The organism is Lacibacter sp. (genome assembly GCF_035299325.1).
Taxonomy (GTDB): Bacteria; Bacteroidota; Bacteroidia; order Chitinophagales; family Chitinophagaceae; genus Lacibacter.
On the sequence record NZ_DATGWT010000036.1, the window covers coordinates 1 to 24,904 of the forward strand.

Annotated in this window: 21 protein-coding genes; 9 read left to right on the forward strand and 12 right to left on the reverse strand. The window is 40.6% G+C overall.

Features of this window, described 5'->3' with window-relative positions; all coding sequences use genetic code 11:
* The 5 genes from VK159_RS19385 to VK159_RS19405 all read right to left on the reverse strand — a co-directional run.
* On the reverse strand, nucleotides 1-1,256 hold a 1,256-nt coding region (locus VK159_RS19385; RefSeq protein WP_324231827.1), incomplete at its 3' end, for a YifB family Mg chelatase-like AAA ATPase.
* A gap of 78 nt (nucleotides 1,257-1,334) precedes the next feature.
* Nucleotides 1,335-1,673 (reverse strand): hypothetical protein, encoded by a 339-nt coding sequence (locus VK159_RS19390; RefSeq protein ID WP_324231828.1) that lies wholly within the window; start codon nucleotides 1,671-1,673, stop codon nucleotides 1,335-1,337.
* 34 nt (nucleotides 1,674-1,707) lie between these two features.
* Nucleotides 1,708-2,871: a carbon-nitrogen hydrolase family protein gene (locus VK159_RS19395; protein ID WP_324231829.1), complete on the reverse strand. Its 1,164-nt coding sequence runs from the start codon at nucleotides 2,869-2,871 to the stop codon at nucleotides 1,708-1,710.
* Nucleotides 2,872-2,971: 100 nt separating this feature from the next.
* Nucleotides 2,972-4,288 carry a MutS-related protein gene (locus VK159_RS19400; RefSeq protein ID WP_324231830.1) on the reverse strand — a complete coding sequence of 439 codons (1,317 nt, stop codon included), beginning with the start codon at nucleotides 4,286-4,288 and terminating at the stop codon, nucleotides 2,972-2,974.
* 21 nt (nucleotides 4,289-4,309) lie between these two features.
* On the reverse strand, nucleotides 4,310-5,656 hold the full coding sequence (locus tag VK159_RS19405; protein ID WP_324231831.1) for a dihydroorotase: 1,347 nt from the start codon (nucleotides 5,654-5,656) through the stop codon (nucleotides 4,310-4,312).
* A gap of 128 nt (nucleotides 5,657-5,784) precedes the next feature.
* On the opposite strand from VK159_RS19405, the gene VK159_RS19410 reads away from it, so the two are divergent.
* On the forward strand, nucleotides 5,785-7,500 hold the full coding sequence (locus tag VK159_RS19410) for a hypothetical protein (protein WP_324231832.1): 1,716 nt from the start codon (nucleotides 5,785-5,787) through the stop codon (nucleotides 7,498-7,500).
* Nucleotides 7,501-7,684: 184 nt separating this feature from the next.
* On the opposite strand, the gene VK159_RS19415 is transcribed toward VK159_RS19410, so the two are convergent.
* The gene (locus tag VK159_RS19415; protein WP_324231833.1) at nucleotides 7,685-8,401 is read right to left on the reverse strand and encodes an outer membrane beta-barrel protein; all 717 of its coding nucleotides are present in this window, start codon (nucleotides 8,399-8,401) and stop codon (nucleotides 7,685-7,687) included.
* Entirely contained in the window at nucleotides 8,374-9,120 is a 747-nt protein-coding gene (gene ubiE, locus VK159_RS19420; protein ID WP_324231834.1) for a bifunctional demethylmenaquinone methyltransferase/2-methoxy-6-polyprenyl-1,4-benzoquinol methylase UbiE, read from the reverse strand. Before ubiE ends, VK159_RS19415 begins: the two co-directional genes overlap by 28 nt.
* Nucleotides 9,121-9,274: 154 nt before the next feature.
* Between ubiE and yihA the strand changes: the two genes are divergently transcribed.
* The gene (yihA, locus tag VK159_RS19425) at nucleotides 9,275-9,934 is read left to right on the forward strand and encodes a ribosome biogenesis GTP-binding protein YihA/YsxC (RefSeq protein WP_324231835.1); all 660 of its coding nucleotides are present in this window, start codon (nucleotides 9,275-9,277) and stop codon (nucleotides 9,932-9,934) included.
* A 52-nt stretch (nucleotides 9,935-9,986) separates the two neighbouring features.
* On the opposite strand, the gene VK159_RS19430 is transcribed toward yihA, so the two are convergent.
* On the reverse strand, nucleotides 9,987-10,685 hold the full coding sequence (locus VK159_RS19430) for a response regulator transcription factor (RefSeq protein ID WP_324231836.1): 699 nt from the start codon (nucleotides 10,683-10,685) through the stop codon (nucleotides 9,987-9,989).
* Nucleotides 10,686-10,837: 152 nt separating this feature from the next.
* Between VK159_RS19430 and VK159_RS19435 the strand changes: the two genes are divergently transcribed.
* Nucleotides 10,838-11,209 carry a co-chaperone GroES family protein gene (locus VK159_RS19435; RefSeq protein WP_324231837.1) on the forward strand — a complete coding sequence of 124 codons (372 nt, stop codon included), beginning with the start codon at nucleotides 10,838-10,840 and terminating at the stop codon, nucleotides 11,207-11,209.
* A gap of 56 nt (nucleotides 11,210-11,265) precedes the next feature.
* Here VK159_RS19435 and VK159_RS19440 read toward each other — a convergent pair whose 3' ends face one another.
* Nucleotides 11,266-11,658: a hypothetical protein gene (locus VK159_RS19440; RefSeq protein WP_324231838.1), complete on the reverse strand. Its 393-nt coding sequence runs from the start codon at nucleotides 11,656-11,658 to the stop codon at nucleotides 11,266-11,268.
* A 258-nt stretch (nucleotides 11,659-11,916) separates the two neighbouring features.
* Here VK159_RS19440 and VK159_RS19445 point away from each other — a divergent pair, with 258 nt between their 5' ends.
* From VK159_RS19445 to VK159_RS19455, 3 genes are all read left to right on the forward strand, one after another.
* Nucleotides 11,917-13,482 carry a helicase HerA-like domain-containing protein gene (locus VK159_RS19445; protein ID WP_324231839.1) on the forward strand — a complete coding sequence of 522 codons (1,566 nt, stop codon included), beginning with the start codon at nucleotides 11,917-11,919 and terminating at the stop codon, nucleotides 13,480-13,482.
* 301 nt (nucleotides 13,483-13,783) lie between these two features.
* Nucleotides 13,784-16,777: a SusC/RagA family TonB-linked outer membrane protein gene (locus VK159_RS19450; protein ID WP_324231840.1), complete on the forward strand. Its 2,994-nt coding sequence runs from the start codon at nucleotides 13,784-13,786 to the stop codon at nucleotides 16,775-16,777.
* An 18-nt stretch (nucleotides 16,778-16,795) separates the two neighbouring features.
* Nucleotides 16,796-18,172 (forward strand): RagB/SusD family nutrient uptake outer membrane protein, encoded by a 1,377-nt coding sequence (locus VK159_RS19455; RefSeq protein WP_324231841.1) that lies wholly within the window; start codon nucleotides 16,796-16,798, stop codon nucleotides 18,170-18,172.
* 56 nt (nucleotides 18,173-18,228) lie between these two features.
* Here VK159_RS19455 and VK159_RS19460 read toward each other — a convergent pair whose 3' ends face one another.
* Nucleotides 18,229-20,133, reverse strand: a complete 1,905-nt coding sequence (locus VK159_RS19460; RefSeq protein ID WP_324231842.1) for an ATP-dependent DNA helicase RecQ — start codon at nucleotides 20,131-20,133, stop codon at nucleotides 18,229-18,231.
* A gap of 11 nt (nucleotides 20,134-20,144) precedes the next feature.
* Nucleotides 20,145-22,382: a cation-translocating P-type ATPase gene (locus VK159_RS19465; protein WP_324231843.1), complete on the reverse strand. Its 2,238-nt coding sequence runs from the start codon at nucleotides 22,380-22,382 to the stop codon at nucleotides 20,145-20,147.
* Between the two features lie 69 nt (nucleotides 22,383-22,451).
* On the opposite strand from VK159_RS19465, the gene tsaE reads away from it, so the two are divergent.
* The 3 genes from tsaE to VK159_RS19480 are packed head-to-tail and all read left to right on the forward strand — an operon-like array spanning nucleotide 22,452 to nucleotide 24,557.
* Nucleotides 22,452-22,871, forward strand: a complete 420-nt coding sequence (tsaE, locus tag VK159_RS19470; RefSeq protein ID WP_324231844.1) for a tRNA (adenosine(37)-N6)-threonylcarbamoyltransferase complex ATPase subunit type 1 TsaE — start codon at nucleotides 22,452-22,454, stop codon at nucleotides 22,869-22,871.
* Between the two features lie 46 nt (nucleotides 22,872-22,917).
* Entirely contained in the window at nucleotides 22,918-24,135 is a 1,218-nt protein-coding gene (locus VK159_RS19475; protein WP_324231845.1) for an alanine dehydrogenase, read from the forward strand.
* Between the two features lie 35 nt (nucleotides 24,136-24,170).
* Nucleotides 24,171-24,557: a hypothetical protein gene (locus VK159_RS19480; RefSeq protein ID WP_324231846.1), complete on the forward strand. Its 387-nt coding sequence runs from the start codon at nucleotides 24,171-24,173 to the stop codon at nucleotides 24,555-24,557.
* A 20-nt stretch (nucleotides 24,558-24,577) separates the two neighbouring features.
* Here VK159_RS19480 and VK159_RS19485 read toward each other — a convergent pair whose 3' ends face one another.
* Entirely contained in the window at nucleotides 24,578-24,898 is a 321-nt protein-coding gene (locus VK159_RS19485; RefSeq protein WP_324231847.1) for a cupin domain-containing protein, read from the reverse strand.
* Nucleotides 24,899-24,904 lie beyond the last annotated feature (6 nt).

A 24,904-nucleotide genomic window follows, 5' to 3' on the forward strand; every position in this document is an offset into this window, starting at 1 on the left:
GCAATCACACGGTCACGGATAGCTGCACTTGGTTCGCTGTTTTCTGCTTTTGATAATTCGCTGAAAGGAACAGGCGTTACTTCCACATGCAGATCAATACGATCTAACAACGGACCGGAAATTTTATTGAGATATTTCTGCACAGCACCTGGTGGACAAGTGCATTCTTTTTCCGGATGATTATAAAAACCGCAAGGGCAGGGGTTCATAGATGAGATGAGCATAAATGATGCAGGAAAATCAATAGCGATCTTTGCCCGTGAAATGGTAACTCGTCGCTCTTCCATTGGTTGACGCATCACTTCCAGCACAGTTCGTTTAAATTCAGGCAACTCATCTAAAAACAATACACCATTATGTGCCAATGAAATTTCTCCCGGTTGAGGATTGGTGCCGCCGCCGACTAATGCAACATCTGAAATTGTATGATGAGGCGAACGAAACGGGCGTTTGGAAATTAATGTTGCATTTTCCGGAAGTTTACCGGCTACACTATGAATTTTTGTTGTTTCTAATGCTTCCTGCAAACTCAACGGTGGAAGAATAGTGGGTAATCGTTTTGCAAGCATTGTTTTGCCGGCACCAGGAGGGCCGATCAATATTGCATTATGACTCCCGGCTGCAGCAATTTCCAATGCACGTTTAATATTATGCTGACCTTTTACGTCATTGAAATCAAATTCGAATTCATACTGTGCATTAAAAAATTCTTCTCTCGTATTTACAACAGTCGGTTGTAACGTTGTTTCATCCTTAAAAAAGGCAATCACATCATTGATGTGCTCTACACCATACACATTCAGGTTGTTCACCATGCCTGCTTCCTTTGCATTTTGTTTGGGAACGATCAAGCCTTTAAAATTTTCTTTGCGTGCCTGTATGGCAATCGGCAATGCACCTTTGATCGATTGAATGCTTCCATCCAAACTTAACTCACCCATGATCACATATTCACTTAACCGTTCAGGATTGGCAAGTTGTTCAGTTGCACCAAGAATGCCAACTGCTATGGATAAATCAAAAGCAGTTCCTGTTTTTCTGATATCAGCAGGCGCAAGATTTACAACAACCTTTGTTCTTGGAAAATAATAGCCGGATGTTTTTAATGCACTTTCAATTCGCTGTTCGCTTTCTTTTACTGCATTATCGGGCAACCCAACCATGAAAAATTTTTGTCCGCCGCTCACATTCACTTCTACCGTAATCGTAATAGCGTTCACTCCGTATACAGCGCTTCCAAAGGTTTTAACGAGCATGCAGATGGTTGATGTTTTTAAATGAGTGGGATAAAAATAATTTTTTTATGCGATAAGCACCAACAAAAGAACATTCATTTAGAACCAAAGGGGTTTATTGCCCAGAACTACCTGCCAAATGAGTGTAACAACAGTAAGCAGGCTGTACAGTAGTTTCCGTACAAAGAACCTGATCGTTTCTTTGTTGGGCTGAAACCCCAGCCGCTCCAATGCTTCAGAATAAAAGGTGCTTCCATCGTTTTCAGATAAGCCGTGTTTGGCATTCAGCAGGCATCGTCCAAAAACTGCATGTTGAAGAATGGTTGCTACAAAAACAGGAACAGCAATTTTCCATGAAATCAGAAAGGGAACAAAATAAGCACCGATTGTTATGATCAAATGAAAAACAAAAATTGCTGTTGATTTTGTTTGAGGCATATACATACAACAGGTTTACTGCAAGAGATAATACTTAGTTATTCAGCCACAAACATACAATTCTTCCTTTACCAACGGCAGGCGGTAATACAGTTGTTGAATCGTTTTGCAAGATCAATACCCTTCCTTGCGGTTGCATATCCCATAAACTGCCGGTAAAAAATACATTCATTCCCTGACGAATATTTGCCTGCACAGCCCGATTGTTCATGCTGTACTTGAGCCATGCATCGCCTTCGCTGATCTTTTTGTAATCAGTTGTATCAACATCGGCAGGTGCTGTAAAACCATTGTAGCCTTTCCATGCTGCAAGCCAAACACTATCCTTGCCGCCAAGTGAAGGAACTACAATAAAATCTGCTTTGTTTGTAAGATTGCTGTATGCCTGCGGATACCAACTGTCTGCGCATATCAGCACCGCCATTTTTCCTGCCTTGGTTGTAAACACAGGTTGTTGTGCAGTATCGGCAGAAGAAGTGAAGCCCTGTTCCTCATCAATCGGGAACATTTTTTTGATCAGGGGAGGAAGAATTGCTCCATCATTTCCAAATACAACGGATGTATTATAAACAGGAGCACCTTGTTTGATCTGCAAGTTGCCGATGGAATTAATGGATGCGTCAGGTAATGCAATAGAACCCGCAACAATGGTACACTTATATTCTTTTGCCAGCGTTGAAAAAACCTGCTGGTATTGCTTTGCCATCTTCTCTGCTTTTAAATGAAAGAGGGCATACGTCGATTTATCTTTTGCAGGAGATTTTAAATAGCCGTATAAAAAACTAAACAGGTTCGAACGCACCATTGTGGTCATTGCTTTTTCAATGGTTTCTTGCTTATAAATCGTTTCTTTTTCATTTGCTGCTACTAACCAGGTACCGATGTATTCCGGCAACACAACAATTGATTTATCGTTGAGTTTATTTTCACGCTTTAATTGTTCAAAGTAAAAGCGAAGTGACACTTCGAAATTAAAAGCAGTTGAATAACTGGTGGCAGTAAGATAAGGTTGAATGCCGATGATGTTTCCTTTGCCGCTGTCGATACCTGCTTCCACATATTCAAATCTTGCTTTGAATTCAGGCAGTTTACTCCAGCCTGTTTCTTTTTCTTTTGCCCTGCCGGTGAATGACCAGATGAAGTAGGCTGAAAGAAGAACAGCTATAATGATGGCTATGCGGATGAAGAATTTTTTCATGTAAAGTTTTTTAAACCACGAAGACACAAAGATTGCACAAGGTACACTAAGAAGAAATCGGTGAAGATCAGCAGTATCTGCGTCATCTGTGAATCTATCCTTACAATTTCTCCAGCATCTCCACCACCTTCTCCCGTTTCAAGATCAAATAGCCAAAGCGGTCGTTGCTGATGCCTTCTTTTAACTGGTAACTGAATTGCAACTGCTCATCAGTGGCAGTAGTTTCAAAATAGCGGAAGGATATGTTTGGGTATTGTTTCAACTCTTCACCAATTTCATACAAATGTGTGGAGAGAATGAACAAGGAGTTTTTGATCTTCAGCAATCCTTTAATCACGGCTGTGCTGCAATGCATGGCATCCTGTATGTTGGTGCCTTTAAATAATTCATCAATCAACACCAGCCACTTTCTTCCATCTGTAATTTTTAAAACGGTGTTCTTGATTCGTTGCACTTCGTTATAAAAATAACTTTCACCTTTTACAATATTATCCTGCACCTGTATATTACTGAGCAAGCCGTCAAACAAACTTAATTCCATTGAAGCAGCCGGAACACCCATGCCCACATGTGCAAGATAAACTGCACAACCAACCGATTTAATGAAAGTACTCTTCCCGGCCATGTTTGCACCGGTGAGGAAAAGAAAATTCGTTTGAGGGTTCAAGGTAATATCGTATGCAACAGGAGTCTGCAATAATAAATGATACAAACCCTGTGCTTTGATCAACGGCTCATCATTTTCTTTTACGTCAGGAAAATGCAGGTTAAAATGTTGCACGGCTTTGGCCATACTGTAATAGGCATCGAGCTTATGATAAATATCGATCAGTTGTTCTGCCTGCCGCTTATATTCAATGCGCAAGAAATTTCCAAACCGTAACATTTTTGGTGGAGCAAGTGTGGCAGATGAATGTTGTTTGATCATATCATGAACCTGACTATGATCGAGCAGTTTTCTTATATCAACAACTAATGACTGAAGAATAGGTGAGAGGTCATCTTTATCGAACAATTGCTGCAATTGATGCATCCCTCGAAGGAAATCAATAAAATGACCTACAGTGTAACGAACCAATCGGTAATCCGGTGCTTCAAACACACGATAAAAGAAAGCCGGCACCGGTGAATAGCTGTCAGGAATGTTATCAAAAGGGTAGCCATAAAATTTTTCTAACACAAGTATGGTTCCATTCGTAATTTCTTTGGGCCATTGCGGAATAACTTCCCCGATCTGTTGCAGCGTTTGTTGTGTATCTATAATTTTTTTCAGGTTGTGATGTGGATGCGTTAACAGGTATTCCAGTTTCTGTTTACCACCAAACGTATTACAGAAATTGATACGATGCAGCAGCGAATACTCTTCCTCGGTATTGAATATCGAAAGATCGTAGTATGTGACTTTGTCTATTTCCAAGTTGTAACGACTGTATTAAATTTAATTCCTGTCAAAAAGTAAACGTTGTCCCATCTGTGATTCATCGATCCTTCCATTTCCATAAACCAGGTGACCATTTGCAAAAGTATGTGTGATGGTTGCAGGAAATGTAAAACCTTCCAGCGGGCTCCAGCCACATTTGTAAAGTAAGTTTTCTTTTGTTACTGTTGAGGATTTGTTGAGGTCAATCAATACCAGGTCGGCAAAATAACCTTCACGAACATAGCCACGTTCTTTTACCTGGAAACAATCTGCCACTGCATGGCTCATCTTCTCCACAATACGTTCCAATGAAATACGTCCTTCTTTATAATAATGCAACATCAGCAACAGCGGATGTTGCACCAGTGGTAAACCAGCATGTGCGTGTTCATACGATCCCTGTTTTTCTTCCAATGTATGCGGTGCATGATCGGTTGCAATGACATCAATACGGTCGTCAAGCAACGCTTTCCATAATGCTTCCTTATTTTCTTTTGCTTTTATGGCAGGGTTACATTTAATACGGTAGCCAAGTGTTGCATAATCATCGGCCGTATAATGTAAATGATGTACACACACTTCGCTGGTGATGCGTTTCTCTTTCAGCGGCATCATATTGCCAAACAACTCCAGTTCTTTTGCCGTGCTGATGTGCAGGATATGTAAGCGTGTGTTGTATTGTCTTGCGATCTGTATCGCCATCAATGATGATTCAAAACAACCGTTTACATCACGTACCAGCGGATGATCGGCAGGCGATAATTCACCTTTCAATGCTTTTAAACGTTCATAGTTTTCTTTAATAATGCTTTCGCTTTCGCAATGTGTAGCAATGAGCATTTCACTTTCACGAAATACTTTATCAAGTGTATTGTAATTATCAACCAGCATATTGCCGGTGCTTGCGCCCATGAAGATCTTGATGCCGCAAATACTGTTTTTATAATCATTCGCCTTTAATGTATCATCAGCACTTGTATTACTGGTGCCCATGTAAAACGAATAGTTTGCAAGCGATGTATTTGCAGCAATGGTATACTTATCTTCGAGTAATTCAAGATTCAATGCATTTGGAATAGTATTAGGCATTTCCATAAAACTGGTTACGCCACCGGCTACAGCTGCTTTTGCTTCGGTATGAATCGTTGCCTTGTGTGTTAATCCGGGTTCACGAAAATGAACCTGGTCGTCAATTGCGCCCGGTAGAAGATATTTGCCTTCTGCATTTATTTCTGTTGCTCCATCAGCATTACTAATGGAAGAAGCGATCTTTTCAATGCGCCCGTTTTTGATGAGTACATCTGTTGGAGTGATCTTTCCTTCGTTTACAAGTAAACAGTTCTTAAGCAGGTAATGTTGTGCCATGTGTTGTTCAGTTATTTCAATATGATTGGTTGTGTATCCTGCCAGCCGGTATCAGTCCTTAAAACTCTGTACTATTCAGCACGATGTATCGTTTGTATCGCTTATTTTTACGATTAAAACACAACCGCATGCAATTTAGCAAATGCAGTCTATGGTTAGCTCTTCTTGCTATACCCTTTTTTTCAGCTGCGCAAAGTACTTACCTGCAGCAGCAATCGAAACACCTTCATTTTATCGACAGGCTTGAATTAAAGACCGGTAATATCAGTGATCTTAATTTTACCAGTACCAAACCTTACGATCGCCGTTATGCTGTGCAATGGCTGGGTGCCAAAGCCGATTCAATGCTTGCGCATACGCCCTTATTTTATAACCAGGACACAGCGCTTCGGTTAAGTAAGACCGATCAGTATAATCTACGCAGCCTTTATCTGAATAACCAGGAATGGGTAACGGGTGATCGCAGCAGCTTTAACAGCAAAAAGCCATTTTTAAAGAAATTTTATAAAACGCCTGCCAGCTTTATTGAAAAATATGGCGATGATTTCTTTATTGCCATTAACCCGATGATCAGCTATCGTCAATCAGTGGAGTTGAATAATACGGATCAGAATATTTTCATCAATCAACGTGGTTTGAATGTGCGTGGAAATATTGGCAAACGTGTTGGTTTTAGTGCCATGGCGATGGATGTGCAGGAACGTGCACCGTTGTTTGTACAAAACTGGATTGATAGTCTGGATGCTGTGCCAGGTGCTAATTTTTACAAGAACTTCAAACAAACAGGTGTTGATTATTTTGATGCACGTGGATCGTTCACTTTTAATGCAGCAAAATATATCAATTTCCAGATAGGATATGATCGCAATTTTATCGGCAATGGTTACCGAAGTTTAATGTTGAGTGAGTTTGCCGGCAACCAGTTGTTTGTAAAACTAAATACACGTATCTGGAAATTTAATTACCAGAACCTGTTTATGGAATTGCATACTACCGGTAAAAGCAACAGCAGCAATGCACTGGTGCCAAAGAAGTATGCAGCCATGCATCATTTAAGCATGAATGTATTGCCGTGGTTAAATGTTGGTTTATTTGAAGGTGTGGTGTTTGGAAGAAAGGATAAGTTTGAGTTCGGGTACATGAACCCGATCATTTTCTACCGCACTATCGAAGGTAATTTAGGCAGCAGTGATAATGCATTGGTGGGTGCTGATTTTAAAGCGAACCTGTTCAAACGTGTACAATTGTACGGACAATTGGTTATTGATGAATTTAATTTTGCTGAGTTAAGAAAAGATCGCAGCTGGTGGGGTAATAAAACAGGAACACAACTTGGGTTGAAATACATTGATGTGGCAAATGTAAATAATCTTGATCTGCAGTTGGAATGGAACACTGTTCGTCCGTTTACCTATTCGCATTTTGATTCTGTTTCGAGCTATACTCATTATAACCAGCCATTGGCGCATCCGCTTGGTGCCAACTTTAATGAAATAATTGCAGTGGTACGTTATCAACCAACTGGTAAACTGAATTTAATGGGCAGACTGATTTACTGGAAACAAGGATTGGATAGTGCAAGTGGCCGTAATGCAGGCTCTGATATTTTTCGTTTGAATACCGATGGTCGCACAAGTAACTATGGTTATACAACAACTAATGGTGTAGAGAGTAAAGGTATCAATGCATTATTACTTGCGAGCTATGAAGTGTATGAAAATATTTTTATTGATGCCAGCCTGTTACTCCGCCGATTCAGTAAAGGAAACGATGCTGCACAAAATACAACCGTGTTTGGGTTAGGTGTAAGGATGAATTTGTGGTATAGGGATTATGATTATTGATGTGGGATAGATTCGCTGATGACACAAATGAAACGGATGAGAACGGTTTTTTTTTCGTGTACTTTGTGAAGCACTTTGTGTAACCTGCAAACACGGAGATTTAAATAAAGAAGCAAAGTGTGATAAAGCAAATTCGACATGATCAGCTATAATCAGTCCCGATCTGTGTTATCTGTGTTTCTATTTAGCCTTCCAAATGGATACTAAACACAATCATTCTCGCCTGCATCTTATCGATCACATTTGAGTAGATGAGATGTTGATCCCTTGCATGTACACTTTTAAAGCTGTTGCTGAATTTTATTTCAGGACTCATAATAAATGTTGGGAAGTAGAAATGAAAACCAAGTCCCACTTCATAGCCCAATGCTGATTTAGTGAGTTTTACAAGATCTTCTGCACGGCGTGCTTCGCTGTTGCTGGCGAGATCATAATCAAACTTACCGCCCCCTAACATGTACACACGAAAATTATCGATCCTGTCGCTGCTGAATTTTAATTGCAATGGCACACTGATGTAAATACTTTCAACCGTTTTTTGTTGCCAGTTTTTATCGCCGGTAAGTGGATAGCTGAGATAGTAGTTAATACCACGTGATGCAAATATGAGTTGTGGATTTACACGTGCTTCTAAATGATCAACCAAACGCAAGGTACCCAGTAAACCTAATCCAAAACCTGCGCTGCTGGTAGAACCTACAGTTGCAACACTGTCATCCTGCAAAAATTTCGGATGATGATTCATGTGAAAATAAGCACTGTTGCCACTCAACGTAATACCAAAGTAGTACTGTTTTAATTCGTGGTTGGGCAGGTTTGTTTCACGTTGTGCAAAGGAGGTAAACACACAGGTAAAAAGAAATAGGGTAACGATTATTTGTCGCCGCAATAAATACTGCATATGCCGAGCGTAAGAGGTTTGCATGAAGTGTTTATAAATCCGGTTTTGTTCAATACAGCTACAAAGTTTTGTCCTTCCGGAAATGCTTTGATGCTGTTGTTAAGATATTGATAGGCTTTTTTATTTTTACTGAAAGCGCCCGCAACCTGTGGAGCAACCAATCCCATATAAAGATTGTATGCCTGTAAAACACCGGGTAGTTTTGGTTTCGAAAATTCCAGCACCACAAGGCGGCCACCTGGTTTCAGCACACGGTAAATTTCACTGATGCCTTTTTCAAGATCTTCGAAATTCCGCACGCCAAACGCCACAGTTACTGCATCAAACGTGTTATCAGGAAAATTTATTGTTTCACTGTCGCCGCTTTTAAGCTCAATCATCGTCTCTAACCCTTTGGCTTTCACCTTTACACGACCGCCTTCCAACATCCCTTCGCTGATATCGATGCCAATGATCTTCTCGGGTTGCAGCTGTTTAGCAGCCATTATGGCCACATCGCCAGTGCCCGTTGCCACATCCAGCATCAGTTTTGGCTGCAGGTCTTTCAGCTTCGCCAATGCTTTTTTGCGCCAGCCTGTATCAATGCCAACAGAAAGGAAACGGTTGAGGAAATCGTAACGGGGAGCAATGTCATCAAACATTTCTGCTACCTGCTTTTTCTTGCTTTGTTCCGATGCTTTGTCGGGTACTACTTTATCGTGTGCGTATTGTTCGCTCATGGAGCGCAAAGGTAAGGAGGGAATGAAGAAGTATGTGGTACGAAGTAAGATATACGGGAAAGCCTATAGCCGATAGTGGTTAGTCAATAGTACAAGAGTTTCCTGCTATCTACTACCGACTTACGGCTATTGGCTAAAGCAGTATCTTGCACCCGTGAACATTCATTCAGCAACATATGTCATCAGCAGTCCGAAAGTGGAGGATTGTCCTAAGCCCGATAAGCCGGAGTATGCCTTCATCGGTCGAAGCAATGTGGGCAAATCTTCGCTCATAAACATGATCTGCAACAACCAGAAACTGGCAAAAACAAGTGGCTCACCCGGCAAAACGCAGATGATCAATCATTTTCTTATTGAAAGTCTTGATGAAAAGAACAACAAGAAGACTGATTGGTACCTCGTGGATCTTCCAGGATACGGCTACGCCAAAGTAGCACAAGGGAAACGTAAACAGTGGATCAAGATGATCGAGAATTACATCCGCAAACGGGAAAATCTCTTGAATTTATTTGTGCTGGTGGATAGCCGGCACAAGCCGCAGGAGATCGACCTTGAGTTTATGGATCAACTGGGCGAGTGGAAGATTCCATTTACAATCGTTTTCACCAAAGCCGATAAAACCACGCAGAAAGAAGTGGCTGCACAAGTAAAATCGTTTTTAACTGCATTGGGTAAAAGCTGGCAGTTCCTGCCGCAAAGTTTTGTGAGCTCGGCAGTAAAATTCAGAGGGCGGAAAGAAATTTTACAATTCATTGAAGAATGTAATAAAGAAGCAGCAGCACAAGCTGTAATAGCAAAAGAAATTACCCGCTAAATAAAACGGCCGTTCAATCTGAACGGCCGTTTTATTATTTGTTTGAATTTATTTATTCGCTCACTACTAATCTGAAACCATTACCATGAATATTTACGATCTCAACTTTGGGATCTTCTTTCAGGTATTTACGGAGTTTAGCAATGTAAACATCCATGCTACGGCCGTTGAAATAAGTATCGCTGCCCCAGATGCGTTTCAATGCCGTTTCTCTTGGTAAAAGATCGTTCTTGTATTCGCAAAGCATGCGTAGTAACTCACTTTCTTTTGGTGAAAGCGTATTTGTTTTTCCTTCAACAGTGAGTTCACGCAACTTGGGGTTGAAATGATACATCCCAAGATCGAACTCTTTATTTTCTGTTTCGTGTTTAGTTTCCTCGTTCCGCTTCAGAATGGCTTTGATCTTCATCAGTAGCACTTCGCTGTCGAAAGGTTTGGTGATGTAATCATCAGCGCCCAATTTATAACCAGTTAATATATCGTCCTTCATGGTTTTTGCACTCAGGAAAAACAGAGGTACATCCGGATCAATATCACGTATATCTTCAGCCAGCGTAAAACCATCTACATGCGGCATCATTACATCTAATAAACAGATATCGTACTTCTCACGTTGAAAGGCAGCAAGACCCAAACGGCCATCACGCTCCAGTGTTACATCAAAATCGTTCAACTCCAGGTAATTCTTCAGTACATTTCCAAAACTGCTGTCGTCCTCAACTAATAATACTTTTGATTTAGCTTCTTCCATTTTACTTGTGTTTGTGTTGACAAATAAAGATAAAACCTTTTGGCTCAAATTCTTTACCCGTCTAATTTTTTGTTAAAGAAGGGTGTTTGCAGAAGTACAAGATAGATAACTGATTGCTGTTCTCCTGTTATTTTTGCAGATAAACAGAGACTATGCGTATCACTTCCGATAATCGTTTTAAGAAACTCATTGTAATTGGCGATCGGTTACTTATTAAGCCAAGTCAGCCCGATGAACGTACTGCCAGTGGTTTATACCTGCCACCCGGTGTGCAGGAAAAAGAGAAAGTGCAACAGGGATATGTTATTAAAACCGGTCCCGGTTACGCTATTCCAATGCCGGTGGATGATGAGCCTTGGAAAAATGAAGACGAGCAGGTGAAATATGTGCCCTTGCAGGCAAAAGAAGGTGACCTGGCAATCTTCCTTTTAAGTGGTGCTACTGAAGTAATGTATGAAGGCGATCGCTATTTCATTGTTCCGCAAAGTGCTATTCTTATGTTGGAACGTGAAGAAGAGCTATAAATAAAAAAGCATCCTGTAAAAACAGGATGCTGTATAACTACTATCGAAACCAGAGATTATTTTTTGTTCAGGAACCATTTACCTCCATTGGTATTGCTTGGACTATTTCCCCAAGTGCCTTCAAGAAATGTAAACTTTGAATCTACAGTTGCAGAAATAGCCAATAAGTTTACAGAACCTGCATAAGTATAGTTTGCTGTTACTGTTGTGCCGGAAACTGTATAGGTGCCTTCTGCTTTGGCGGCAGTTGCTGTATCGGCTCCGTCGAAAATGCGAACAGTTCCGTTCGAACGAAATAGTGCGGCATAGCCATAGGTAGGATAAGCTTCACTACTTCCCCATTTCCCTTTCCAAAAGCCAACAATTGAAGGTGTTTCGGGAGAGCTTTCTTTTTTACACGAAATAAAAATGAGACTGCATGCAATAACTGCAATAATAAACTTGTTCATGTTTTTGTGATTAAGGTTTAATGATTAATGTGAGGCAAAGCTATTTTCATATTTTTATTTTTACAATACCACTTTACGGTATTTACCTGTAAATGGTATAAAAAAACGCCGCATATAAATGCAGCGTCGTTTACGATTGCTGAGAAAATTGATGGAGTAAAACTATCAGTAATAAAAGTGATTGTCAATACTACAAACAGGTAATCTTCTTGTCATACAATCTCATTCTATATCTTATCTTTCCGTAAAGTTTTTAGTATGGCAACAACAGAACAATTCATGCAAGCAATACAACAGGGTTACACATTTAAAGGTGAATCATTTCGTTTGGGTGTTGGTGTGTATGATAAACAAGTAGTGAAGGGAGCAGAAGTTTTGCTTCCGTTGAAAACAATGAACCGTCACGGTTTAATTGCAGGTGCAACAGGTACCGGTAAAACAAAAACACTACAGGTAATTGCTGAAGGATTGAGTGATGCAAGTATTCCTGTTGTATTGATGGATATTAAAGGTGATCTGAGTGGAATTGCAGCAGTGGGTGCAAGTAATTCAAAAATAGAAGAGCGTATTCAGCTGATGGGAGGTGAATATAAACCATTTGCATTTCCTGTTGAGTTAATGACATTGACTGATGATGGTAAAGGTGTGCGACTACGTGCTACCGTGAGTGAGTTTGGCCCTATCTTACTATCGAAGATATTAGGACTGAACGATACGCAACAAGGAATTGTGGCCATGATCTTTAAGTTTTGTGATGATAATAAAATGCCCTTGCTTGATCTGAAAGATTTTATCAAGATCATTCAGTACATCAGTGATGAAGGGAAATCAACGATTGAAAAAGATTACGGCAAAATATCCACTTCATCAACCGGAACTATTCTGCGTAAAGTAATTGAACTGCAGCAACAGGGTGCTGATGCCTTTTTTGGCGAACCAAGTTTTGAAGTAGATGATCTGATGCGCATCAGCGACGACGGCAGAGGTATGATCAGCATATTACGTGTAATGGAATTACAGGATCGTCCAAAACTATTTTCCACGTTCATGTTGAGTTTATTAGCTGAGTTGTATGCAACATTGCCCGAAGAAGGAGATATGGATAAGCCAAAGCTCGTGTTGTTTATTGATGAAGCACATCTTGTTTTCCAGGAAGCAAATGAAGCCTTGTTACAGCAGATCGAAACAGTGATCAAACTTATTCGTTCAAAAGGAGTAGGTATTTTCTTCTGCACACAAAATCCGCAGGATGTACCGGCAAGTGTATTATCACAATTAGGTTTGAAAGTGCAGCATGCTTTGCGTGCCTTTACAGCGGCCGACCGGAAAGTGATTAAACAGGCAGCAGAGAATTATCCAGAAACAGAATTTTATGATGTAGATGAATTACTCACACAGTTAGGTATTGGTGAGGCATTTGTTACACTGTTGAATGAAAAAGGAATTCCAACTCCATTGGTGCATACAATGCTGGTAGCTCCACGCAGCCGGATGGATGTGTTGAGTGATGCAGAAGTGGAATCACTTGTTGCAAAAAGCAAACTGGTGAAAAAATATGCAGAGACGATCGATAGCGAAAGTGCCCACGAAATAATAACCGCCAAGCTTGAAGAAGCAGCTGAAAAAACAAAAGCAGCAGAAGAAGCAAAAGCAGAAGAAAAAGAAGAGAAGAAACGGCCTGCTAAAAAGGAAGAAACCTTTTTTGATAATCCAACGGTGAAGCAGGTGGGTCGTACTGCTGCCAGCATAATTACCAGAAGTTTATTGGGCGCATTAGGGTTAGGAGGAAGGACGACCAGACGGAAAAAGACGAGTTGGTTTTAAATTTTGCTCTTAAAGAATACTTTTTCTTAAACAAAATTTCTGCATTTGTCGGATGGTTTACATTTCTTACTTCAAGTATATGCAGCGACTTTCAGTTGCCTTATGTCTTAGCCATAAAATTGGCAGTTCCCTTATTAATAAAAACATTGGAAATGTTTTTGAAGTAAAGTGAGAATTGCTATTTTTCTGTAATGAAAACTGACAACCTGTGGTCAGTGGACAGAGGAACGATTGCTTGCTATTTATCTATCGGCTGATCCGGTTGTTTGGTTTTATTTTTTAAAATCAAAACAAATTAAGCATGAGAAAATCTGTGCAAAGGCTCGGACAGCTGTTGCTGTTCCTGCTATTCTCCACTGCCGGCTTCAGCCAGTACACTGTTAAGGGAAAAATTACTGATGAAGCCCGGAACGAACCTCTACCTAACGTAAGCGTTCAGATCAAAGGAACAAAGGTTGGTACAACCACGGGAACAGATGGTACATTTAGTCTTAATGTGCCGGATAACAAATCTGTTACATTGGTAATCTCGTTGGTGGGATTTATGTCACAATCTGTCAATGTATCCAGCACAAGTGCCGCACTTGATTTGTCCCTGAAAACAGATGTTCTCAATCTTGAGGAAGTGGTTGTGACGGGGTTGGCTACATCAGTAAAGCGAAGTAACCTGGCCAATGCTGTTACATCTATTAATTCAAAGGAGTTAACCGGTACTACGCAAATTCAAACTACCGATGGTGCATTGTACAGTAAAGTGCCCGGTGCAAACATTCGCTTGAATGGCGGTGCTCCCGGTGGCGGTTTATCCATACAATTACGTGGTGTTTCTTCACTGGTAGGTGCATCGCAACCATTGATCATTCTCGATGGTGTGTACATCAACAATTCATTTCAACGCACAGGCCGTGCAACAGTTACCGGTGCTGCAGCGGGGGCAGGCGCTCCCGCACAAGATGATGGGGCAAACCGTTTAGCTGATATTAATCCTGCCGATATTCAAAACATTGAAGTGTTGAAAGGACCTTCAGCAGCTGCAATTTATGGTACACGTGCCAACGCCGGTGTAATCATCATCACTACCAAAAAAGGATCAAGTGGTAAAACTGCTATCAGCTTTGGTCAGGATATTGGCTTTGGTCGTCCTTTACGTTTAGTTGGAACTGATGACTGGAGTGTTGAAAAAATTAATTTCTTCTTTACTAATGCAACAAAACGTGCAACTGAACTGGCTCGCTTTCAACAGGCGCAAAGCACAGGTCAGTTTTTTGACTATGAAGAGATTTTTTATGCTAATACAGCAACGTTATCAAATACTCGTTTAACTGTAACTGGTGGAACCGATAAAACAAAGTTTTATGTTGGAGGTGTTATCACCAATGAAGAAGGTACAGTAAGAAGAACTGGTTTTGAACGTTATTCTATTCGGGCTAATATTGAGCACAAGATCAGTAATCGATTAAACTTTTCTATTAATTCAAATTATGTAAGATCAAATACTGATCGTGGTTTTACAGGAAACCAAAACAATACCGGCGCATCTATCGGTTATAATATTTCTTACATTCCTAATTACTTTGATCTGCGTCCTAACGCCGCAGGTATTTATCCTGATGTAGATTATGGTGGCCCAAGAGAAAACCCGCTGGCAGTAACAGACAAGGCAACCAATAATTCTTTGGTGAACAGGTTTATTCAATCGGGAACTTTGAACTGGGAAATTATTGACCGTGCCAACTCTGGTTTAAAATTACAGGTAACCGGTGGTATTGATTTTGTGCAAAACAAAACACTGATTCATTTGCCGGAAGATCTGCAATATCAACGATCACAAGCTAATCCCGGTGATGTGTTACATGGCCGCCAGGAAAGTTTTAATAAGAACTTCCAGGCTGCATTGGTGCATAATGTGAATGTAAATAAGTTTGGTTTTACAACACAGGCGGGTATTGTTCGTCTTGAGTTTGATTATAATTCTTTCTTTATTCGTGGACGTGGTTTAGCACCTAAACAAACAAATGTGCAACAGGCAACTGTTCAACAGATCGATCAACAGTTCGACAGCCGTGTTCAGGAAGCAGGCATTTTTGCACAGGAAGAAGTTAACTGGGATGATAAGATTATTGCAACAGCCGGTGTTCGTTTTGATAAGTCAACTCTTAATGGAGATATCAATAAAATGTATGCATTTCCAAAGGCCTCACTTGCAATTAATCTTACCAATTTTGATTTCTGGAATGTAGGTTTTATTAATCAATTGAAACCACGTATTGCATATGGTGAAACAGCCGGCCCTGTTGCTTTTGGTTCAACCTTTACGCCATTGAATGGTACTAATATTGGCGGCTTGCTGGGTTCGGTAGTATCAACACAAATTGGTAATACAGGCATTCGTCCTGAAACAGCACGTGAAATTGAATTTGGTATTGATGCGGGATTGTTTAAAAACCGTGTTTCTCTTGAAGCAACCTATTACATCAAAACAACTGCGAATAATATTCAGAACCTGAATCTTTCACCCGCAGTTGGTGTAAATACAACACCAAGTAACGAAGCTGAATTAGAGAATAAAGGTATTGAGCTTGCATTAGCAGGCACTGTTATTCAGAAATCAAATGTTAAATGGTTCTCCCGTGTAATGTGGTGGAAGAATGATGTTCTTGTAAAAAAACTTGGCATCCCATCTTATTTAACCGGTGCATTCGGAACAGGTTTGGGTACGTTCCTGATACAGGAAGGAGTTAGTCCTTTAACGATTGTGGGTTCTCCTGCAATTACACCAGGTGTATTTACAGTTTGGGGAAACAATCAACCTAAGTTCACCATGTCATGGTTCAACACGGTAACCTTCCTGAAAAATTTTGATTTCAGTATGATGTGGGAGTGGAGAAATGGTGGTGATAATATTAACCTTACTAGTTTCCTTACAGATTCAGGTGGTACAACAGAAGGTTGGTTTGATGATGATGATAAAGATGGCATACCAAATGGTCGTCAACGTCCACCTGCTCCTTTTAACAATGCTGGTCGTTGGGTGCAGGATGCAACGTTCTTTAAAATGAGAGAGATCGGTTTGTATTATAATGTGCCGCAAAGCAATGTTAACAAATGGTTCAATGGCTTTGTGGATCGCATCAGAATTGGTGCGTCAGGAAATAATGTTCTGTTATTTACAAAGTATGAAGGTTATGATCCTGAAACTTCAACATTTGGTGCGCAATCAATTGCCGGTAATGTAGATGTGGCTCCATATCCTACAACACGTCGCATCTTCTTCCACATAAATCTTGATTTCTAAAATTTTAAAAAACTTAGTATGAAATATAAATTCATAAAATCATTCCTGGGAGGTCTTGCACTTCTTTCGATGGTTGGATGTAACCCGATGAAGCTTGATGAAGTGGCAGATCCAAACAACCCGTCTGTAGGAAGCGTATCAAACAATGCTTCCCGTGCACAGATACAATTTTTGATCACTGGTTTGGAATCACGCCATCGTGATTATCTCTTTACTGTAACAGCTGCCTTTGGAACATTTGGAAGAGAGATATGGTATTTTAATGCATCCGATCCCCGTTTCCAAACAGATTGGTTAGGACAAAGTGGTAGACGACCTGATGCGGCTTATTTTGGTTTTGGTGCAACAGGTGGTGCAGCTTATGCTACACCATACCAAGCCATTCGTCAGGCAATTGTGCTGCGTAATGCGGCTAATAATACAAGTGCATTATCAGATCAGGAAAAGAAAGCTGTTACCGGGTTTGCAAAAACGATCATGGGCTATCAATTCATGATACCTGCTAATTTTTTATATGATAATGGTATTCGTGTTGATATTGAAGATCCATTAAACCCTGGCGATTTTGTTCCTTACCAGGATGCACTTACAGCTATTAAAGCTATTCTGGATGAAGGTTATGCTGATCTGAATGCAGCAGGTGCTACATTCCCATTTAGTCTTACTGCAGGATGGAGCGGCTATAATAACATTGACGGGATAAAGAAAGTGAACCGTGCAATTGCTGCACGCCTTGCGATTTACCGGAAAGACTGGCAAGGTGCTTTAGATGCAGCTAATGCCTCTTTCATGAACTTAACGGGAAATTTAAGTGCCGGCCCTGCACATACATACGGTGCGGCACCTGATATTTTCAATCCATTATTTTATGTGCTGGATGCAAGTATCAGTACGATCATTGTTGTGCATCCTTCTATGATTGCTGATGCAACACCCAATGATGCACGAGTGGCTGCGAAGTTTTTCCAACGCACAACTGCTGCAAGTGTATCAACTGATGCAGGTACATTATTCGGTACACACCAGGATCGTCGTTGGGCCACAAACACAACAGCTATTCCATTTATTAAAAATGAAGAATTGATCCTGATCAAAGCGGAAGCACATGCTCAGTTAAATCAACCAACGCAGGCAGTTGCAGCAATTGATATTATCAGAACGGCTGCTAACATCGGAGCTTACGGTGGAGCACAAACGCAACCTGCATTGATCAGTGAAATTCTTTATCAGCGTAGATATTCATTGTGGGCTGAACCATGGGGGCATCGCTGGATTGACACCCGCAGGTACGACAGGATGAATGAAATTCCTGTTGCTGCAGATCAAGGTGCTGTATTCAAACAGTTCCCAAAACCACAGGCAGACCTTAACTGGGATATTTATACTGGTGGTTAATGAAATACTATCACTAAAAAAACACGCTGCAAAGCAGCGTGTTTTTTTTATGCAGTCTATTTTAGTTTTAGTAACCCTTCCTTCGTAAGGGTTATTTTTTCTTCTGCCAGTAAATGATCGATCACTTTCCACACCCGATCTTTTTGTTTACTACCCATTTTTGTCAACAGGTCTTTTAGAACAATGCCCTTGTCTCCGGCTTTCTCATTGAGAAAAACACGGATCAGTTCAAACTCATCAGGCGAAAGATCATTTCCTTTTTTCTGTAAACAAACATCACACACTCCACAGTCGCCAATACTTTCATCTCCAAAATAAGTTCCAATCATTTTACTTCTGCAAGTATTGCTATCAGTAACATATTCCAGCATTTTGTTGACACGTTGTTCAAACTGTTCTTTACGTTGTAATAAGTTCAAAGGATTAATAAACAGGTCTTCAACTGCCGGGCGGTTTTCTAAAAATTGTAATTGTGGTTTGTCTTTCTGCGGACTATAATTGATGATGCCATGTTGATGCAGTTGCTGCAATGCCTGCTTGATAGAATCAAGATCGGTCTTTACAATAATTACCAGCTGTTTTTCTGATATGAATGATTCCATATCAAAGATTCCACCATAAGTACGCAGCAATGCTTTCATAACAGGCTCCAGTTCCGGATGTTCCTGTTCAAACTCCGCAAGCCGTTGTTTACTGGAAGTGAATACAACTTTTGCAGGCAGGAAAATCTGTTCAGCATAACTGATCCATCCTTCCTGTTCTAATGTTTTGATTGCATACACAGCAGTATAAACATTCAGCTTAAATGTTTTGATGAAATCATTCAAGTCAAACTCCATCCATTGTAATTCACCACTGCCGCTTGGAAGTTGTAAATAATTCACCAAACATTGATAAACTCTTTTAACTTCTGTAACAGGAGGAAAGCGAATAGCAGATAAACCTGTTAATTCGTTAAGATCCTTTTCCTCGTACAATAATACAGCATATGCTTTTTGTCCATCTCTTCCTGCACGGCCAGCTTCCTGGTAATAATTCTCTAAACAATCGGGTATATCATGATGAATTACTACTCGCACATCAGGTTTATCAATCCCCATCCCGAAGGCATTGGTGCAAACGATCACTCTTGTTTCGTTCTTCAACCATGATTCCTGTCGCTTGCTTCGTTCATCATTTGATAGACCTGCATGGTAGTAGTCTGCTGAAATATGATGCAGTTGCAACAGTTGTGCTGTTTCCTGTGTCATCTTCCTGCTTTTGCAATACACAATCGCACAACCTTGCACATTGTTGAGTATCTGTAATATTTTATTTATGCGGCTCTCAACACGAAATACACTGAACGAAATATTCGGCCTGAGAAAAGAACCTTTGTAAATATGATGATTACGGAATTGTAATTTGCTGCAAATATCTTCTTGTACTTGTGGCGTTGCCGATGCTGTTACTGCAAGCAAAGGAACATCTCGTAATTCTTTCCGAAAGTTGACGATCTTTAAATAGGAAGGACGAAAATCATATCCCCATTGTGAAATACAATGTGCTTCATCAATAGCAATGAGTTGAATGTTCATCCCCGGCAAATATTCAAGAAATAGATTTGTTTCTAAACGTTCCGGAGACACGTATAGAAATTTCAGTTTCTCGTTCACGGCCATTTGCAAAATATCTTTTACTTGCGGGAAAGGCATGCCAGTGTAGATCGCTGCTGCGCTTATATCTTTTCGATGAAGCGCTTCCACCTGGTCTTTCATTAATGCAATAAGCGGCGACACAACAATACACATTCCATCTTTTGCAAGCGCAGGCACCTGGTAGCAAATACTTTTACCACCGCCTGTAGGAAGCAATGCAAGTGTATCATGACCTTCCAGTACAGAAGTAATGATCTCTTCCTGCATTGGCCGAAAGGAAGAGTAGCCCCAGTATTGTTGAAGTATGGAAGAAAGATCTTGCATCGGCCGTGAAGTTACACGACTCTTTTCACAAACAAACGCACGCTGTTGATCGCCAGCACCACATCACTCAGCCCCATAACCAACGCACCAAATGTTGGGGTTAATAAACCGAATGCAGCAACAGGAATGGCGATGATGTTATAGAAAAATGCCCAGAATAAATTCTGTTTGATGGTGATGAAGGTATGCTTACCCAATCCCAGCGATAGAGGCAGATTCTTTAAACCATGATTCATTAATACCACATCGGCTGTTTGCATGGCAACCTGTGATGCTTCACTTAATGAAATACCAATGGTTGCTTTTGCAAGAGCTGGCGCATCATTAATACCATCGCCTACCATCGCAGTAGGTGTAATTTTATTCAACCGTTCAATCACTTCTAATTTTTGTTCTGGTGTTTGCTCAGCTATCACCTCATCAATGCCCAATTGTTTTGCAATTGCTTCACTTTTTGTTTTACGATCGCCACTAAGCAAAATGGTTTTAATGTTTTTGCTCTTGAGGTATTGCACAATTGTTTTTGCTTCTGCACGAACTTCATCTTTTACATCAACCCAGCCAACTAGTTTTCCATTTCTCAACACATACACATTATGTGTTTCGTCTGATGTTTCAGTTGCTGCCGCCTTGTATGATCCTGCGATCCATTCAACGCCTTCTTTTGTTACTGCTTTCATTCCAAAGCCTTTGATCTCTTCAATAGAAGCCCAGCGTTCATCTTTGTTTGTTTTCCATGAGGATGCAATGCAAGCTGCAATAGGATGATTCGAATATTTTTCAAGCGAATAGACAATGCGTTGAAACTCGTGAGTGGTGATTAGTGAGTGGTGAGTTCCTGGCTCAACTTTCATAACGATATTTCCAGCAGTTGCATATTCATTTGCTGATTGCCGATTGCCAATTGCGGATTCAGCATTTGTTTCTGACCATTCACCATTCACAACTTTCCAGTCTGCCAACACAAAATTACCAGTGGTTAATGTTCCGGTTTTGTCAAACACAACCTGAGTAATATTTTTAAACAGTTCAAGACTTTTTGCATTACGGAACAACACTCCATTCTTTGCAGCACGACCAAGGCCTACGGCAATGGCAGCTGGTGTAGCTAAACCCATTGCACAAGGACATGCGATCACCAAAACAGCAATACTACGCATGAGTGCAGGTGTAAATTCTTTGATGATGATCCAGTTGGCAGCGAGCGTTACAAGTGCAATGCCCAACACAATCGGAACAAAGATGGCGCTGATTTTATCGGCCAATTGTTGCACCGGTGGTTTTTCTCCTTGTGCCTGTTTTACAAGATTCACAATATTGGAGAGTACAGAATCTTTTGCCGTTGCAGTAACCTGTGCTTTTACAGTTCCATCAATCAAAATACTTCCGCCAATCAGTTGATCTTTTTGTTTTTTGGTGAGCGGCAAACTTTCGCCGGTAATAATGGCTTCGTTTACTGTTGCTTCACCCCATAAGATTTTGCAATCGGCGGGAATTTGTTCGCCACTTTTAATGAGAATTAGATCGCCTACATGTAACACAGTATTTTCAACAGGGAATATTTGTTCGTGATGATGATCATCAAACGCAATCATATTCGCCATTATTTTCTGGCTCTTTGCCAAACTGTTCAATGCTCGTTGTGTTTGTTCAACAGATGCATCTTCCAGGTAATTACCAAGGAAAACCAATGTGATGATAGTAGCTGCAGTTTCATAAAATAAATATTGTTCGGCCTGACCGGTTAATGTACCGTACAAACTATACACAAATGCAGCTGTTGCACCAACTGCCACTAATACATTCATATTCGGCATACCGTTGCGGATGCTTTTCCATGCACTACGACCAAAGAAACTCATGCCAATTACATACACCGGAATACATAATCCCAACTGCACCCATGGATTCATCAGCCAATGAATATGGATCCATTTTTCAAACATGTGCAGCATTAATACCAGCGTAAAAGGTGCACAGAGTAATACATAGCGCAGAAACCTGTTCATCTTTTTCTTTTCTACCGGTTTTGCAGAAACGCCATTCCGTTCTGCTACTTGATAACCCAATGACTCAAGTCCTCTTTCGAGTTTAGCTGTATCTGTATTTTCAACAAGGTCAAACAATACCTCACCACTTGCCGGGTTGGCCTTTACATTCTTCATACCTTCTTTTTCGAGGTATTTATGGATCGTAAGGGCGCAATTGGCACAGGTCATTCCATCTACTTTCCAGTTCATTGTTTCCATACTGCAAAGTTACGGCAGGAGCAAAAGCCCGTCAATCAATATCTTTGCAACCACTATTCAAATCCCTTTGTGCAATACACTTTAACAAAAGAGAATATCCACAGCGTTGCAGAAGAATTTTTGCAGCAGCTGAAGCAATACAAAGTATGGGCTTTTGATGCAGCCATGGGCAGCGGTAAAACAACCTTTATTCATGCTCTGTGCGATGTGTTGGGAGTGAGTGATGCAGTAGGCAGTCCAACTTTTTCTATTATCAATCAATATCAATCTGCTGATGGACAAATGATCTATCATCTCGATCTGTATCGGATTAAAGATGAGGAAGAAGCCATCCAGGCAGGTGTTGAAGATGTGTTGTACAGCGGCGATCTTTGTTTGGTTGAATGGCCCGGCAAAGCGGCTGACCTCTTTCCTGATGATACCGTGTATCTCTCAATTGAGGTGATTGATGCAAACACAAGGAGAATAACTGCAAAAGTTCCAAACTAGTTTTGTAATTTGGGTACTTTCTAAAAAACCAACAGGCAGCGATTGTATGGCGTTATCAAAACCAATAGTGAGTGCATCGTTCAGTTACGAGACCTTAGAAGAAAAATTAGATATTAAAGCAAAAGGTGCCCAGTTGTTCATCGGTATTCCCCGTGAGCAAATGTTCCAGGAAAACCGTATTGCACTTACGCCGGAAGCAGTGAGTGTATTGGTGAATAATGGTCATCGGGTGATGATCGAATACCTTGCAGGTGAAGGCTCGCATTTCAGCGACAAAGATTACAGTGAAGCAGGTGCAAAAATTGCCTACGACCGCAAAGAAGTTTATCAATGTGATATATTGATCAAATCGGCTCCGGTGTGTGAACAAGAGCTGGAACTCCTCAAACCAGGTCAAACGATTATTTCTCCAATCCATCTTGCTGTAATGAAACCGGAGATACTGGAAGGTATGATGGAGAAACGTATTACTGCATTATCATTCGAAAACCTGAAAGATGATTCAGGCCATAATCCTATCGTTCGCAGTATGAGTGAAATTGCCGGTAGTGCGGTGATGCTCATCGCTGGACAATACCTCAGCAGTTTCAATAATGGAAAAGGAGTGTTGTTAGGCGGTATTAGTGGTATCCCCCCAACAAAAGTTATCATCATCGGTGCGGGGATAGTGGGTGAATATGCAGCCCGGACTGCGTTGGCAATGGGCGGCAGTGTAAAAGTGTTTGATAATAATATTTATAAGCTGAAACGGATGCAGACAGCTATCGGCCATCGTATGTGGACCTCCGTTATTGAGCCGAAAATTTTAGCCAAGCAGCTGAAAACATGCGATGTGGCAGTGGGGGCGTTATCGTCAATTGGCGGGGCAAGAAGTCCCATTGTTGTGAGCGAAGAAATGGTTACCAATATGCGACCTGGCAGTGTGATCGTTGACGTTAGTATTGATCGTGGTGGTTGTTTTGAAACGAGCGAGGTCACCAGTCATGAAAGTCCCATTTTTATCAAACACGGGGTAATTCATTACTGCGTTCCGAATATTCCAAGTGGCTTTGCACGTACTGCTTCCACAGCCATCAGCAATGTATTGATGCCCTTGTTACTTGAAATTGCTGATGAAGGTGGTTTGGAAAAATTACTCTGGCACAAACTGAATATCCGCAACGGTATTTATCTCTTCAAAGGATCGCTCACCAATTTTTATCTCAGCCAACGGTTTGATCTGAAGTACACCGATTTGAATTTGTTGATTGCAAGCAGGGGGTAGGGAACTGTTTTGCTAATTATAATATGTATTTGCTTATGGAATTTAAGATTGATAGCGAGCATAATAAGGTTATAACTATTCCACTTACATACGCTGATACTATAGCGAAAGAGTATAAATATCTACACCTCGTTCGGTTAATGGACTTTTCATCACAAGATGATTTATATGATTTCCAACTACATTATGAAGCCTTTTTGCCAGTTGGTATAGTTGTTATTTACAAGGAAATAACAAAGCCAAACGTATTTTTTTACTTTAGTAAAAGATTTGCTGATGAAATAATGAGCTCGAATGATAACGATTATTGGATGCGAGGAGTATTTTATTATTGGGAAGAAAATGAAGTTGGAAGAATTAGATTGTCAGCACCATTTAATCCCAAGATAATTTCAAATGAGTCGTTGATTCATCCAATTTGAAGATTGTAATCGGCCAAACTTTATTTATACTCTTCCCTTTCCGGCATAAACACATCAATCACCTTACAATTGGTGATTGCTTTGCCACCGTGTTTAATATTTCCGGGAATGGTAACTACAGCACCTGCTGTGAGTAGTTCAGTTTTACCATCAACCGTTAATTCAAATTCGCCTTCTATCACATGCATAATCTGCTCATGAAAATGTGAATGTTCGGGAATAGGGGAGTTGGCAATAATATCCCAGAAGGCAATGGTTGACGTTCCGGTATGAACAAACTTGCCGTTATAACCAGGGAACATTTCCTTCGAAGGAATAGAGTTGAGATGATGAAAATACATGTGCTT